The sequence below is a fragment of the Lysobacter sp. Soil_C_15 genome, from assembly GCF_057657315.1.
In genome coordinates, this window is the sequence record NZ_JBDGIR010000004.1 from 193,624 (window position 1) to 208,109 (window position 14,486).

Below are 14,486 nucleotides of genomic sequence, written 5' to 3' on the forward strand. Positions count from 1 at the left end.
ACACTTACGGGCACAATTGGCTCGCGGAGTGTCGAAAAAAAATCCAATACCAACTCGACAGACTCGCAATTAATTCGACAAATTATCTGCCCTTCATAACAAATCTCGGCCGCCAAATACTCAAAATCGACCGGAGAAACAAAATCAACAGAAAAACCACTCATTTATCGATCCTCCTGGGATCCAAAAACGTATTAAAAGAGCCATCGGGATTGAATCGGATCCCATGCCCATCCTTTCCAATTCGATACTCAAAACCACCTCCACTAAGTTCAGATCTCCGAGCGTTAGGGCTGGTCAGCACCTCATTTGCTACCGCCCGCGCTTGTTCATTCTTCTGAGCTATAGTGCCAACAGGCTCCTTAAAGTGTTTCGATCGTTGTGCATGTTGCGTGAGTTTGCGAGCACCGACGGTCAATCCGTTCTTGAACGGCTTATCTACTGACCTAACCAATCTAGAAATTCTTGACGCAGCTTGCCTAGCAGTGAACTTCGCCAATCCACTTACAGGCGCAGCAAAATCCTCACCCGGGAAAGATACGGATTGGATCTCTCCACTCCCATGGGGTGCGACGTAGTACGGGTTACAACCACAGAAGATTGCCACCCATAGTCCGCCATCGTTCCTTTGATAATCTACACTCGGACTAGCACTCCCAAAAACTTGTCGGCCGTCGGGATCTACATATCTATAAGGATTGTTATTTCCGTACCAATAGCGGGAGAAATTCTCACCAGAGCTGGAGTTCACACCCACTGGATCAACAGACAAAAAGCGTCCAACACCAGAATCGTAATACCGTTGCTGCATATAAGTCAGCCCCGACCCGCCATCCATGACGTGCCCGGTATAGCCGACGCCGTCATAGTTGGGCTTGCCGATCGCCGCGCCGTAGGGCTCCCAGTCGGTACGTTCGATCACCGCGCCCGCGGCGTCCGTGACCGCTACCGGACTTCCGAGGGCGTCGGTGTGCTGGTAGCGCACGATCGCAGGCGTGCCGGCCCAGTCGGTTTCGCGGATCGCCAGCAGCGAGTTGCCGAGGTAGACATGCTCCAGCGCCTTTTTCGGGCTGCCGGCCTCGGTGTAGATCATCTGCCCGGCCTTGTTGTACATCGACAGCCGATTGGTCGTGCTCCAGTCGTCGCGCGCCGACTGCACGCGCCGGCCCAGGGCGTCGTAGCGGTAGATCTCCTTGCCCAGCACCCGGCGCAGGCGGTTGCCGTAGTCGAACGCGTAAACCTGACCGTTCTTGTTCTCCAGGTTGCCCTGCACGTCGTAGCCCAGCCCGATCACGCTGGCGCCGCTGGCGTTCTGGATGTTGGTCAGCCGGTTGCTGGGGTCGTAGTAGTAGCGCTGGTCCTTGACCCCGCCCAGCGACCAGGTCTTGATGTTGTCCAGCGAGTCATAGCTGAAGCGGTGCCAGCAATCGCCGCCGAAGCTGCAGGAGCCGGCGGTAGACAGGCGATCCAGGTCGTCGTAGGACATCCAGCGGCTGTACGTATCGCCGCGCGCCTTGTCGAGGATCTCGACCACGTTGCCGTTCGGGTCGTAGCGGGTTTGCAGATCCAACGCCCCGCCGTCTGTGCTGCGAGCCGGCAGCTGACGCGCGTTCTGGCTCATCGTGTGGACGATGCCGTTGCCGTAGGCGAACTGCGAGATCGCGCCATTGGGGTAGTACTTTACGTTGCTGGCGAAGACCTGCGCCGCCGAAGCGACCTGGCGGGGCTGGCCCAGTGCGTTGGGCGCGTAGTCGAGCACCGTGCCGGTCGGGTAGCTGTGCCAACGCAGATTGCCGTGGCCGTCGTAGGCGTAGCCGCTGGACCAGGTGTACCAGCCCGGCTGCGACTGGGCCTCGCCGGTCAGGTTGCGGCGCTTGTCGTAGACGTAGGTATTGACGACATTGCCCTGCCCTTGGCCCTCGTTGCCGGTGGTCACCGTCTTGGGCAGGCCGTCGGGGAAGTACTCCCAGGTCTGGTTGCCGCGACCGTCCGGGAACGACAGCTGGTACAGCCTATTGCGCCCGTCGTAGCTGCGGTCGACGCGGCGGCCGGACTGGTAGGCCTCCATGTAGTTGCAGTTGCCCGCATCCGCCATGTTCAGGCCGCTGGCCGACCACTCCACATTGCCGGCGGCGTCGTAGGCGCTGACGGTCGCGCCGGTTTCCGGCTCGATGGTCTTGCACAATTGCTGATGCTGGTCGTAGACGAAGCGGCGGGTGACGCTGACCGGCCCGGGAATGGAGTGGTTGCCGGAACCGTTGAGCAGGTTATTGGCGAGTCCGTAGGGCGAAATACCGTAGATATACAGTTGCTTGTTCGGATGGGCCGCCGTGACCTGCGGGGACAGCGGAAAATTGAACCTGTAGGCCGTGCCCTGGGCGCGGCAGGCCGCGGCGACCGCCGGCTCGCTGGAACGATCGGCACGCATCGAACCCAGGAATACGCCGCCCTGCCCATACGGACCGCGAGCGTAGACATGTATGTCGATGGGCGCGTCCCGGCCGGTGGTGCAGGCCCAACCGAGCACGTCGTAGTTACCGCCGCCGCCGACGGCGACGGTGTCTATCGTGCCGATGACCTGGGTTTGCTCGACGTTGACCGGCACGCCCTGGTAGGTGGTGGCGGTCTTGCCGTTGTTGTCCGTCGCCCGGGCCGTGATCGTGTACTGCCCCGCCGCGCTGGTGGACCAGTTGAGGTTGAAAGGCGCCTGAGTGCTGGTTCCGACCGACTGCCCATTGGCGAAGTACTCGATCGACACGATATGGCCGTCGCTGTCGCTGGCGTTGGCCGACAAGGGAACCACGGCAGGGGTGATGTACGGCCCGCCCGGCACGGGGTTCATGGCGACCTGGGGCGGTATATCGCCGGGCACCATCACCACGACCGACAGATACGACTCGTTCATCGCATGGTTGTGGACGTCGGTCGCCGTAGTCTTGAGCGTGTGGTTGCCCTGTCCCAGGGTCACCTGATAGGGCGCGACGGAGCAGCCCGACGTCCGCAGGAGATTGCCGTTGAGGTACAGATTGACGGTCTTGGGAAAATGATCGTCGTCGCTGACGCACTGGATCGAAACATTCAGCGTGGCCGGCGCATAGAACGGCGGCTCCCTGTCCAGGTAGATCAGGGCTTCGCCGGCGACCGCGCCGCAGGAAGAAACCAACGCCAAGCCGGCCAACAGGTACCGGCGCCAATCGAATTCGAACATCCCCATCCCCTTTGCGTCCTCGAGCGCAGCAGCGCCTGCTTTTCCTGTGCAAATCCCGAATCGGTCGAGCCGCATCAAGGCGGACCGCTGCGTTGGATCTCCGTGGGCTTGCCGAACACGTCGCGGCGGATATAGGTGGTGACATCCATGGGCTGCGCCACCTGCACCGGCAATTCGTAGGAAGGAGCGTCGTAGGCCTGATACCGGGTCAGGGTCGACAAACCGCGTGGGTTGGTGACTTTCTGCTGCATGCCCGGCAGGTATTCGGTGACGGTGCGCAAGACGCCGTGTTCGGAATCCTGGCGAACCTCGGTGACCCGCCCCAGGGCGTCGTAAACGGAGGTGGTTCCAGGCACTACCGAATCGAAGTACGCGATGCCGTCGACGAAGGGATTGCGCGGATACGACGCGAAGGTGACCCGGCCGTCGTGGTCGTAGCGCTTCATGCTCCAGCGCGTGGTCGCCTGCGGGTTGGAGAGGTCCTCCTCCTGTTCGGCGACCGGCCGCCACAAGGCATCGAAATAGGTCGATTTCCTGCGATTGCCGGTGGTCGAGGTATGCCGCCAGTGGCCGGCCGGCAGGCCGTATTCGGAGCCGTTGACCGGCTCGAAGCTCAGAACGGTGTCGTGCCAGACGGTGCTGTCGCCGGTCGGATAGACGATCCGGCTCAGGCGTCCCATCGCGTCGTAGTCGTAATTGGTCGTGTAGCCGTTCTCGTCGGTCGCCGACCGGATCCAGCCGTTGTCGTCCACCGCGGCCGATTCGGTGCTGCCGTCCTGGTAGCGGATGCCCTGCGGCAGGCCGCGCTTCCAGTTCGAGAACGTGGTGACGTTGTTCTTGCCGTCGGCGGCGGTGGCGATGGTGCCGTCGCCGTTGTAGGTCAGAGCTTGCTGCAGCTTGCCGAAGGCATAGCCGCGCAGCGGCAGGTCGGTGGCGCCGTCGAACTCGGTGCGCGAGGTTTCCACGCCGTTGGTGGTCGCACGCTTGGTTTGCCCGAGCACCCAACGGGCCATGCCGTCGTGGAATTCGGTGGTTTCGCTCTTGGCGTAACCCAGGCCATTGGACCGGCTTACCCGCGTCGGCCGGGCGAACGCGTCGAAGCACAAGCCAGTGGCGCCGCCGCAACTCGTATCGACCTGCCAGACGAAGACGACATCGTCCTGGACGATGGTCTTTTTCTTGACGGGAAGCACCATCGAGCTGACCTCGTCGTCGCCGCCGATCAACGCGCCATAGAACCAGTCGAACGGCATCGTATAGTCGCGACTGTACTTGAGGTATTCGCTGGTCTCGGCGCGCAGCACTTTATTGGCCGGGGAAACCACTCTGGTGCCGATCGCCTGCCCGTCGTTGTACTGATAGATGTAGCCGAAATCGTGCAGGGTCAGGCTCGCGTCCGGATTGCGCACCGTCACCGTCTTGGTCTCGGTGCAGGTCGGACAGGGCTGCCACACTCCGCCGCCGCGTCCGGGCCCCATATCGCCGTAATCGTAGGTCCATTCGTACGACACGCCGCCGACGCCGGAGATGACCTTCCGGCTCAACGCGTACAGGTCGAAATAGTCCGAAATCAGCAGCTCGTGCGGTCCGTCGGGGTCGTTGTTGGTGTTCTCCAATGCCGGCACGCAGGCGCTGGCCGGCGTATTGAAGCGGTGCAGCCGGACATAGGGAAACTCGAAACGGCCCAGCGCACCGGACGGGTGCTTGGCGGTCAGGACGAAGGTTTCCGGGGAGAACTCGGGTTCGGCGCAGTACCCGCCATCGACGTCCAGCGACGTGTAATTGGGGTTCAGCCCCCCGTACTGCATCGGCATCTCGTACTGGTAGGTCCACTGCGACGCATCGGGCAGGGTCACGCTGGACAGCAGCGGGAACCGTGCGATGCCCATCGCACCGCCGCCGCCCGTGTACCCGTAGCTCCAGACCCGGCCGTTGGCGCGCGCGCGTTGGATCGTGCTGCCGCCGTCGTATTCCAGATCGATGCGCCGGCCGTCGTCGGCGACGATGCTCTGCAACTGGCCGCCGGTCGAGCCGCCGTAGTTGTAATTGACGCCGTTGCCGAATCGGTCCTCGACCCGGGTCGCCATCAGGTAGACCCTCACCCGCCCGAACGAGGGGCGGAACCGAGTGCCCTTGATCGCCCCGGCGCTGCGCGTGGCGGCGGTGTTGAAGAAATACTTGGTTCCATCGGGCGAGACCCCGACGAAGGCTTCGCCGGGATAGTTGTTCACTCCGTTGCTGACGCAGCGAAACCGGAACCCGTCGCGGGTCGAACGGGTATAGGCGTGGCCGTCGCTGGGCACGGGATTGTTGGTCGTGCGCAGCATCAGGATTTCCTGATCGCCGCTACCGGGCAGGTGCAGGAAGTTGCCGTTCCAGACGTCGCTCAAGCGCTGGTTAGTGGGGACTTTCGGCAGCCAGGTACCCGAACAGCGTTCCTCGCCCGCTCGGCTGGGCTCGATCCACTGCGTGCCGCCGGGAAACATGCCGTAGACATAGGGAACATCGATATCCCAGGCACCGAAGCCGCCGAGGTTCTCGACCTGCTTTTTCGAGTCGACCTTGAACCGCCGGCTCAGGCGCACCGGCACCGAGTGATTGCCGGGAATATCGATGTCGGTCGCGACGAACTCGGTCGAGCCGTTGTAGAGCGAGACCTGCTCGCCGAACAGGTCGCCACCCAGGGCGGACACCATTTCGGTGGCGCGGATGCGCTTTTCGTATTCCACCGGCGGCATCAGGGGCGACTGTGCCCGCAGCGTTCCGGAAAGCAGGCACAGCCCAAGAGCGCTCAGGCCGAGCGCGCCGACTACCGTCTTGTTCAAGTTGACCCCTTCGCCCCCGTGGGCGTCCTTGCTGTTGTCCCGTCCGGCTGGGCGGACCGATGCCTTGAATTCCTGCACGCCTCTCCGCCCGCCTCGCGGGACGCTAGCAAATCCCTGGCGACAAGTGAAGGTGTGAATTGCAACCGGGAATTCTGAACGAAAATATGCCAGCAGCGAGTCTCATCGGGAGGCGATGCCTGCGGTCGTCTTATTTCTGCAATCGGCGCGAAACACAATGGCGCTTCTGCCTCCTAGCCCCGCCCCGCATGCTGGCCACCCTCGTCCGCACCATCGCTGTTTCCGCACTGCTCGCGCCTTCGCTGGCGTTCGCGCAGGCCTACGTCGACATCGAACGGCGCCTCAGCCCCGAGCAACTGCGCGAGGTCGCGCTGACCCCGACCCAGTTGCAGACTTTGAACCGGATGCTGCGCGAGGCCGCGGAGAAAGACGCCGCGACGGCGCCCGCGGCGGTCGCGGCCAACGCCGATCACGAGGCGCCGCGGCGCGGCCCAGTGCAGTACATCGGCCTGGACGACCAGCCGATCAAGAGCCGGCTCAAGCACGACGTCGCCGGCTGGGAGCCGGGCACGGTGTTCGAACTCGACAACGGCCAGCAGTGGAAGGTGCTCAAGGGCAGCATGAAGCTGCGCAAGCCGATGACCACGCCCGAGATCCTGGTCGTGCCCGGCGTGGCCGGGCGCTGGTTCCTGCAGGTCGACGAGGATCTGCCCAAGGCGCGGGTGTACCGGATCGATTGAGCCGCGCCGTTATTGCTCGTCTTCCGGCCGCAGCGGGCTGTAGTGCCAGTCCAGCGAGGCGATCAGGTCGCGGGCGTCCGGGTCGCATTCGCTGCGGTAGTAGTGCTCGTGCGGCGCCGGGATGCGCACCTCGCCTTCGCTGAAGCCCAGTTCGCGCAGGCGGCGGGCGTATTCGTCGGTCGGCCCGTACGCGTACAGGCGATCGTGGCGGTCCCAGACCACGGTGGCGCGCTGCTCCGGCGAGTGCGCCCACAGGTCGTAGCGCCCGTCGGCGCAGAGGAAGCCGGCGTAACGGCCCAGCCAGTCGCGCAGCTCTTCGACCGACAGGGGCGGGCTCTGGTAGCGGCCCGGTTGCGCTTCGCCACGCGGCGTATGCAAGACGTACAGCAAGAAATACGGCGGAGCGAGGCATTCGACCAAGGCCAGGAACAGCGCCGGGTCGCTGGCCGGGGAACCGGCCACCACGGCGCCGCCAGGTTGTTGCGGCAGGACGAAGTGAGCCGGATGGCGATAAGGGCGCCAATCGGTGCCATTGAAATGGGACAGTCGGTGCATGCGCAGGCCGGGTGGCGTTTGTCCCAGCCTGCGCATTTGGTCGGCGGACGTCAATCCGAGCCGACGGCGGTGCAGGCGCCATGGCGTGCGCCTGCGCGGCGATCGCGGTCGCGGCTTACGCCGCTCCTACAAGAGCTAGGGTGGCTCAGAAACTGCGCGCGACGCCGACGAAGGCGCGGAACACGCCGTCGGTGTCGTCTTCGATCAGCGGGCTGTCCTGGATTTCGTCGGGCAGGGCCTGGTAGTTGAAGTCGGCGATCGCGCGCCACTTCTGCGCGAAGGGCTTGGCCAGGGTGACGCCGACGTGGGGCACGGTGGCGCGGCCGGGACGGTAGCGGACCACGCCGCGGGCGACTTCTTCGTCGAGGGTGCCGTAGTAGTAGTCGGCCAGGTCCGCGGACAGAACCGACACGCCGACGCTCGGGGTGATCAGCAGGCCGGCGGCCTGCATCGGATAGCGATAGCTGAGGTCGGCTTCGTAGCCGCCGCTGACGTCGGCGATGTCGGCGCGCAGGTCGAGTTGCAGCTCGCCGGCGGCGCCGCGCCAACTGGCCGAGACGCCGGCGTCGACGGCGTCGTCGCGGTCTTCGAGCAGGTCGCGGTCGATGCCGTGCAGGGCCAGGGCGCGGCGGCCGAAGTCGTCGGCGTCCATCGCGTCCAGGCGCCCGGCGAGGAAACCGTCGAGGACGAAGCTCTCGTTCTGCACCAGGTGGTAGCCGGCGGTGATGCCGCGCAGGTAGAAGCGCTCGCCTTCGTAGCCGAACAACGGCACCACCCGGTTGTGCCGGCCTTCGCCGGCGTAGAGCTCGCTGCGGCCGCCGGCGGCGATGCCCAGGCTCCAGTTCGACGGCGCCAGGTCGGCGCGGTCTTCGCCGGCTTCGCGGACCTGGGCGAAAGCGGCCAACGGCAGGCACAGCATCAGCAACGGCAAGGTTCGTAACATGCGCATATATGGGTCTCGATGGGGGCGCACGGCGCGATCGCGCGGTGTCGTTCGGCCACGCTAGGCGCCGGTTTTTAAGAGTTCTTTAAGCGCGCTGGCGTGCGCGCGGCAAAGCTGTGCGCGGCGACACGCTAATGGCGCGCCAGAGTGAATGCACGGCCAATGGGCATGCGGCGCAGACGCGCCGTGCGCTCGCGCATGGTCGCGCGCGCTCAGGTCTCGCCGGCCATCAGGTCGATCAGCGCGCGCGCCGGTGCCGACAGGCTGCGATGCGGCGGGTAGATCAACGAGAACGGCCGCGAGCGGCCGCGCAGTTGCGGCAATACTTCGACCAGGGATCCGCGTTGCAGGCGATCGGCGACGACGAAGTCGTAGCTTTGGCAGATGCCGACGCCCTGCTCGGCCAGCGAGACCACGCCGAGCACGTCGTCGGACACCAGCAACGGCGCCGGCGGCGTCCAGTCCAGCTCGCGCTCGTCCTCGCGCAGCCACCAGGCAGCGATGCGGCCGGTGCTCGGCATCACGAACGCGATGCAGGCGTGCTCGCGCAGCTGCGCCAGGTCCACAGGCATGCCGGCGCGCCGCAGGTAGTCCGGCGACGCGACCAGGCACAACGCGGCGTCTTCGAGCTTGCGCGCGACCAGGCCGCTGTCGGGCAAGGCGCCCAGCCGCACCGCCAGATCGAAGCCTTCCGCGACCAGGTCGACGTTGCGGTTGGCGATGTTGACCTCAAGCTGCACGCGCGGATGGCGCGCGGCGAAACGCTGCAGCGCCCCCGGCAGGCGGTAGTGGCCGTAGGTGGTCGGCGCGCTGATCCGCACCCGGCCGCTCAACTCGCCGCCCTCGCCCTGGAGATTGCGCTCGGCCTCGTCGATCAGGGCGAATGCGGCGCGCGCCTGTTCCAGGTACAGCCGGCCGGCCTCGGTCAGGCCCTGGCGGCGGGTGGTCCGGCGCAGCAACTGGCTGCCGAGCCGGGTTTCCAGGCGCGCGATCGCCCGGCTGATCACCGAGGGTGTGGTCGCCAGCGCCACCGCCGCGGCGGTCAGCGAGCCATGGTCGACCACGGCGACGAAGGCCTCGACGTCGCCGAGGTGGTCGTAGCGACGGCTCATTTTTGCCTCTTCAGCACGAATGATTTCCCTACTTGGAAGTTTATCGCCGCATAAGCGCGCAATACAGTGGCCGCACTCCCAACGAGGCTCCGCCCATGTCCCCCGCTCCCTCCCGCCCGGTCTTGTTCGTGCTGACCAGCCACGACCGCAAGGACGCCACCGGCCAGCCGACCGGCTACTACCTCGGCGAAGTCACTCACCCGCTGGCCGAGCTCGACGCGGCCGGGATCCCGGTCGAGTTCGCCTCGATCCAGGGCGGCGAGCCACCGGTCGACGGCCTGGACCTCGACGATCCGATCAATGCCCGCTACTGGAACGACCCCGTGTTCCGCGCCGCGGTGGCCGATACCCAACGCCTCGACCGGGTCGATGCCTCGCGCTACTCCGCGGTGTTCTTCGCCGGGGGCCACGGCGCGATGTGGGACTTCCCCGGCAGCGCCGCGGTGGCGCGGGTCGCGCGCGAGGTCTACCAGGCCGGCGGCGCGGTCGCCGCGGTCTGCCACGGCCCGGCGGCGCTGGTGAACGTGGTCCTCGACGACGGCACGGCGCTGGTCGCGGGCAAGCGCGTGGCCGCGTTCACCGACAGCGAAGAACGCGCGGTCGGACTCGAACAGGTGGTGCCGTTCCTGCTCGCCAGCACCCTGGCCGAGCGCGGCGCGCTGCATCAGGCCGCGCCGGACTGGACCGCACAGGTCGTGGTCGACGGCCGCCTGATCACCGGACAGAACCCGCAATCGGCCGCCGGCGTCGGCGCCGCTTTGCGCGAGCGCGTGTTGGCCGACGGCTGACCTCCCCTCTTCTTCCCAGGAATCTCCATCATGAAATCCGTTTCCACCCTGAGCCTCGCCCTGGCTCTGGCGCTCGCCGCCAGCGGCGCCCACGCAGCCGAGGTGCTGGTGGTGCTGTCCGACGCCGACCATCTCGAACTCAAGGACGGCAAGCGCTTCGCCACCGGCTTCTACCTCAACGAACTGATGCAGCCGGTCAAGCGTTTGCTCGACGCCGGCCACCGCCTGACCTTCGCCACGCCGCAAGGCCGCGCGCCGACGCTGGACCGCAGTTCGGTCGATGCGATGCATTTCGGCGGCGACGCCGCGGCGCTGCGCGAGCACCAGGCCCTGCTCGACCGGCTCGCGCTGACCTCGGCCGAACGCTCGCCGGTGCTCAGCCTGGCGCGCATCGAGCAGCAAGGCTACGGGCGCTTTGACGCGGTCTACATCCCCGGCGGCCACGCGCCGATGCAGGACCTGCTGCACGACCCGGCGCTGGGCCGCCTGCTCGCCGACTTCCATGCCCGGGCCAAGCCCACCGCCCTGGTCTGCCACGGTCCGATCGCGCTGTTGTCGACCCTGCCGCAGGCTTCGGCCTTCACCGCCGAACTCGCCACCGGCGGCCGGGCCACCGCGCCGGCGCAGTGGATCTACCGCGGCTACCAGGTCACGGTGATCAGCAACCAGGAAGAAGAGATCGCCAAGCCCCAGCTCGGCGGCGGGCAAATGCGGTTCTATCCGCAGACCGCGCTGGAACAGGCCGGCGTCGTCTATCGCAGCAACGCCCAGCCGTGGACGGCGCAGGTGGTGGTCGACCGCGAACTGATCACCGGCCAGAACCCGGCTTCGGCGATGGGCGTGACCGATGAGTTGCTCAAGCGCCTGAAGTAGGCTGCGCCGCGGGCGCAAGCCCGGACGCAAACGCGAACGGCGGCCCTCGGGCCGCCGTTGGCGCGATGCGGTGCGTTGCGAGCGGTCAGCTCATCACCGCGCGCCGGGTTTCGGCCTGCTGGGCGACGACCTGCTCGGCGTGCGCTGCGGCCGGCGCCGGCGGCGGCGTCGACACGGCGCGGCTCTGGTCGAGGAACACCCGCCGGTGACTCGGGTCTTCGAGCGCGCCCTGGACGACGAAGAAACCGCTGCCGTCGCGTCCCGGCACCACGTGGTCGATCCGCTCCAGGCCGTTGGCGCGCGCGTCCAAAGTCGCGTGCGCGGCGGCATTGCGCATGCCCTGCTCGCCGCGGAATTCCAGGCCTTTTCCGTCGAGTCCCTGCAGTGCGTGCAGCGCCTGATCGTACATCGCGCGGTGCGAATGGCCCGGTTGCGCCCAATCCGCGGCGGCGGCCGTCCGCACCGGCGCCTCCGGCGCATCCAGGGCCGCGCCACGGCGCTCGGGGTAGGCCATTTCCTGCGCCTTGATCACCGCCTCGATGTAGTGCACGTCGATGCCGTGCTTGATCCCGTTGCCCGGGATCATCCGCCGCCAGAACGATTGCGGATCCGGATCGGGCAGTTCGATCTTGTGCCCGACCGCATCGGGCATCGCCCACTTCAGCGGGATGCTGTGCTCCTGCAGGTCGGTCAGGATCTCGTTCTTGACCGCGAAACGGCGGATCTGGCCGTTGTGCGCGACCTCTTGCTTGGCCGCATCGGCATCGATGCCGATCCGCTCCAGGGTCTTGTCGTGTACGCCGGAGGCGTTGAAGGTCACCGCCGGGATGCCGGTGCTGATCGAGGCCGCGCCGGCGAGGCCGCCGCCGAGCGAATGGCCGGTGATCGCGACCTGGTCGCCGAACGCGATCTTCGCCTCGCGCGCCAGGGCGATGGCCTGGTTGTACTGCGCGTCCTCGAAGCCCAGGCCCTGGCGGAAATTGGTCAGCCAGTCCTTGCCTTCGTCGGTGCCCGAATACGCCAGCACGTAACGGCCCTGCTCGTCGCCGTAGATGCGGGCGCGGAAACCGCTGTCCGGGTTTTCCAGCGAGGCCGGGTCGATGCCGGCCTTGAGCAGCTGATCGGCGCTCAGCGGCTTGAAGCCGTCGGCGCCGGGGCCGAGTTCGTACAGATCGTCCATCAGCCGTGCCATCGTCTTGTCGATCGGCTTGGCGTCGAGGCCGCGGACTTGGTCGGCGAACGAAGGCTCACCGTTCGTGCGCTGGGACTGCTCGCTCATGATTCTTTCTCCCTGAATCCCTGGAACCCGGGCGAAGCCGGGCTCCGTATCTTCCTAGGCAGGCTCGCGCCGCACGCCGCATCAAGCGGCGCCGCGCGCGGCCGGATCAACCGTTTTCCAGCGCGTGGCCGCGATCGCGCATCCACGCCACCAGCGCATCGCGGTCGCGACGCGCCGACGCGCTCAGCACGCTCGGCGGGGTCATGAACAGATAGCGCTGGAAGGTCGCGCTCTGGGCGTTGCGCGGCGACGGATCGGCGCCGGCCTGCAGCAATTCCAGCGCGGCGCCGGGCTGGTTGGTCTTGGCCGCCACGTGCAGGGCAGTGTTGCCCATGCGGTCGGCGCGATCGACCGCGGCGCCGGCGATCAGCAAGCGCTTGAACTGCACCGCGCGGCCGCCCATCAGCGCCGAACTCAGCGGGGTCATGCCGGTTTCCGCATGCGCGGTGTCGGGATCGGCGCCGTACTCGAGCAGGATCTCGAGATAGCTCGGGTCGTTGGCCATCGCCGCCATATGCACCACGGTGCTGCCGTCGATCCCGGGCTGGGCCGGATCGGCGCCGAGATCGAGCAGGCTGCGCAACCCGACCGGGCTCTTGTTGAGCACCGCCCATTCGAGCAGGGTCACGTTCTTGTCGCCGCGCACGTGCAGGTCCACGCCTGCGGCCCGTCGACGGATTTCGGCGGCATCCCCCTCGGCCACCGCTTCGGCCAGATCGGCCACGGCCGGATCGGCGAATATTTCGCGCACGTCTACTACCACTGTCATCTTGCACTCCTCCTGAGCACTGCCGGATCTACCCCTGGCGCCCGCCGCGGGCGGGCAACGAACGAATCCAACGACGCGCACGGAGCGTCCCCTGAGCCGCGTCGTCCCCGACATACGGCCACGTACCGTGGCGGGTCGAGCCTAGCAAGAAGCCGATGACCGCGCAGCCTTGGCGGACCTGGATCACAAAACGGCGCGGCGCCGTGGCCGCAAGGACGATGCGTTTACGTATCCGCGCGACGCCGTCGCGATCCGTCCGGCGGCGCCGCGCCGGCGCCGTCAGTCCGCCCGCAGATGCAAGCGGAAACCTTGCGCGCCGGGCGTTTCCAGGCCCGGCTTCAAACGCAGGGACGGCAGTTCGTAGTCGCCTGCGTTCTGCTGCCGGAACGGAATCGGCGGCTGCGTCCACAGGCCGTCGAGGCGTTCGTGCAGTTGCGCGCGCAGTTGCTCGAACTGCGCCGCGTCGACCCGTTCGCTGCGATAGACCACGAACGAAGGCAGTACTTCGAAGCCGGGGTAATGCAGCACGCCATGGGTGATCGGAAACAGGATGTCGTCGATGCAGCCGTTGATGCCGCGCGCGCTGTAATGGTCGCGCCAGCCGCCGGCGGTCACCGACAGCATCGCCCGCTTGCCGTCGAACGAGCCTTCGCCGTAGCGGTCGCCCCAGCGACGGTCGGAATGCTCGCCGACCCCGTAGGCCAGGCCGTAGGCGTAGACGCGGTCGATCCAGCCCTTGAGGATCGCCGGCATCGAGAACCACCACAGCGGAAACTGCAGGATCACCGCGTCGGCCCAACGCAGCTTGTCTTGCTCGCCGCGCACGTCCTCGGTCAGGGCGCCGTCGGCATAGGCGCGGCCGGAGGCGGCGATCACCTGCAGGCGCCGGTCCGGATCGTGCTGCGGAAAGTCGGCGGCGTCGATCGAGGTCTTCCAGCCCTGCGCGTACAGGTCGCTCACTTCGACCTGGTGGCCGGTGGCGAGCAGATGCGCGACGGTCGCGTCCTTGAGCGCGCCGTTGAGCGATCGCGGCTCGGGGTGGGCGTAGACGATCAGCACGCGTTTGTTGCGCGGGGCGGCATCGGTGGAGGCGGTGGAGGCGGTCGACATGGCGGCGTGGCCTGGATGAGGGAAGGCCAGGTTATCGCAGCGCATTACGCTTCAGTGGTTCATTTAAAGAACCTTATTGAGGATTCATAGGAACCAATATCGCCCCATCGAAACGAAGCGGAAGCGCGTTCGCGGGAGTGGCGGCGGCTAGAGAATCGTCGGCGTCCCTACTCCCGTCATGCCCGCGAAGGTGGGCGTACAGGGCTTCATCGAGACACAGCGCTGAAGTCTCTGGATCCCCGCCTACGCGGGGACGACGACTCACG

General features: G+C 66.5%; 11 protein-coding genes. 3 read left to right on the forward strand and 8 right to left on the reverse strand.

Features of this window, described 5'->3' with window-relative positions:
* Positions 1-160: 160 nt before the first annotated feature.
* Both AC3A57_RS11275 and AC3A57_RS11280 read right to left on the reverse strand, forming a co-directional pair.
* Complete coding sequence (locus AC3A57_RS11275) at positions 161-3,208, reverse strand: RHS repeat domain-containing protein (protein ID WP_487579012.1); 3,048 nt, start codon at positions 3,206-3,208, stop codon at positions 161-163.
* Positions 3,209-3,282: 74 nt separating this feature from the next.
* The gene (locus AC3A57_RS11280; RefSeq protein WP_487579013.1) at positions 3,283-6,033 is read right to left on the reverse strand and encodes an RHS repeat protein; all 2,751 of its coding nucleotides are present in this window, start codon (positions 6,031-6,033) and stop codon (positions 3,283-3,285) included.
* Positions 6,034-6,299: 266 nt separating this feature from the next.
* Here AC3A57_RS11280 and AC3A57_RS11285 point away from each other — a divergent pair, with 266 nt between their 5' ends.
* Positions 6,300-6,791, forward strand: a complete 492-nt coding sequence (locus AC3A57_RS11285; protein WP_487579014.1) for a hypothetical protein — start codon at positions 6,300-6,302, stop codon at positions 6,789-6,791.
* Between the two features lie 9 nt (positions 6,792-6,800).
* Here AC3A57_RS11285 and AC3A57_RS11290 read toward each other — a convergent pair whose 3' ends face one another.
* From AC3A57_RS11290 to AC3A57_RS11300, 3 genes are all read right to left on the reverse strand, one after another.
* The gene (locus AC3A57_RS11290; RefSeq protein WP_487579015.1) at positions 6,801-7,346 is read right to left on the reverse strand and encodes a hypothetical protein; all 546 of its coding nucleotides are present in this window, start codon (positions 7,344-7,346) and stop codon (positions 6,801-6,803) included.
* 145 nt (positions 7,347-7,491) lie between these two features.
* Complete coding sequence (locus AC3A57_RS11295) at positions 7,492-8,289, reverse strand: MipA/OmpV family protein (protein ID WP_487579016.1); 798 nt, start codon at positions 8,287-8,289, stop codon at positions 7,492-7,494.
* 212 nt (positions 8,290-8,501) lie between these two features.
* Positions 8,502-9,401, reverse strand: a complete 900-nt coding sequence (locus AC3A57_RS11300; RefSeq protein ID WP_487579017.1) for a LysR family transcriptional regulator — start codon at positions 9,399-9,401, stop codon at positions 8,502-8,504.
* A gap of 95 nt (positions 9,402-9,496) precedes the next feature.
* Here AC3A57_RS11300 and AC3A57_RS11305 point away from each other — a divergent pair, with 95 nt between their 5' ends.
* Positions 9,497-10,189, forward strand: a complete 693-nt coding sequence (locus AC3A57_RS11305; RefSeq protein ID WP_487579018.1) for a type 1 glutamine amidotransferase domain-containing protein — start codon at positions 9,497-9,499, stop codon at positions 10,187-10,189.
* 30 nt (positions 10,190-10,219) lie between these two features.
* Positions 10,220-11,062 (forward strand): type 1 glutamine amidotransferase domain-containing protein, encoded by an 843-nt coding sequence (locus AC3A57_RS11310; protein ID WP_487579019.1) that lies wholly within the window; start codon positions 10,220-10,222, stop codon positions 11,060-11,062.
* Positions 11,063-11,147: 85 nt separating this feature from the next.
* Here the strand turns inward: AC3A57_RS11310 and AC3A57_RS11315 are convergent, their stop codons facing one another.
* The 3 genes from AC3A57_RS11315 to AC3A57_RS11325 all read right to left on the reverse strand — a co-directional run bounded on the left by AC3A57_RS11315 (position 11,148) and on the right by AC3A57_RS11325 (position 14,220).
* Complete coding sequence (locus AC3A57_RS11315) at positions 11,148-12,341, reverse strand: Tle-like phospholipase domain-containing protein (protein WP_487579020.1); 1,194 nt, start codon at positions 12,339-12,341, stop codon at positions 11,148-11,150.
* 106 nt (positions 12,342-12,447) lie between these two features.
* Complete coding sequence (locus AC3A57_RS11320; RefSeq protein ID WP_487579021.1) at positions 12,448-13,110, reverse strand: ankyrin repeat domain-containing protein; 663 nt, start codon at positions 13,108-13,110, stop codon at positions 12,448-12,450.
* 279 nt (positions 13,111-13,389) lie between these two features.
* Positions 13,390-14,220 carry an NAD(P)H-dependent oxidoreductase gene (locus tag AC3A57_RS11325; protein WP_487579022.1) on the reverse strand — a complete coding sequence of 277 codons (831 nt, stop codon included), beginning with the start codon at positions 14,218-14,220 and terminating at the stop codon, positions 13,390-13,392.
* Between the last annotated feature and the right edge of the window lie 266 nt (positions 14,221-14,486).

Excerpts from the sequence above, each read along its gene's own strand:
- AC3A57_RS11275 (WP_487579012.1), bottom strand. The coding sequence starts at position 3,208 with ATGTTCGAATTCGATTGGCGCCGGTACCTGTTGGCCGGCTTGGCGTTG.
- AC3A57_RS11285 (WP_487579014.1), top strand. The coding sequence starts at position 6,300 with ATGCTGGCCACCCTCGTCCGCACCATCGCTGTTTCCGCACTGCTCGCG.
- AC3A57_RS11290 (WP_487579015.1), bottom strand. The coding sequence starts at position 7,346 with ATGCACCGACTGTCCCATTTCAATGGCACCGATTGGCGCCCTTATCGC.
- AC3A57_RS11295 (WP_487579016.1), bottom strand. The coding sequence starts at position 8,289 with ATGTTACGAACCTTGCCGTTGCTGATGCTGTGCCTGCCGTTGGCCGCT.
- AC3A57_RS11300 (WP_487579017.1), bottom strand. The coding sequence starts at position 9,401 with ATGAGCCGTCGCTACGACCACCTCGGCGACGTCGAGGCCTTCGTCGCC.
- AC3A57_RS11305 (WP_487579018.1), top strand. The coding sequence starts at position 9,497 with ATGTCCCCCGCTCCCTCCCGCCCGGTCTTGTTCGTGCTGACCAGCCAC.
- AC3A57_RS11310 (WP_487579019.1), top strand. The coding sequence starts at position 10,220 with ATGAAATCCGTTTCCACCCTGAGCCTCGCCCTGGCTCTGGCGCTCGCC.
- AC3A57_RS11315 (WP_487579020.1), bottom strand. The coding sequence starts at position 12,341 with ATGAGCGAGCAGTCCCAGCGCACGAACGGTGAGCCTTCGTTCGCCGAC.
- AC3A57_RS11320 (WP_487579021.1), bottom strand. The coding sequence starts at position 13,110 with ATGACAGTGGTAGTAGACGTGCGCGAAATATTCGCCGATCCGGCCGTG.
- AC3A57_RS11325 (WP_487579022.1), bottom strand. The coding sequence starts at position 14,220 with ATGTCGACCGCCTCCACCGCCTCCACCGATGCCGCCCCGCGCAACAAA.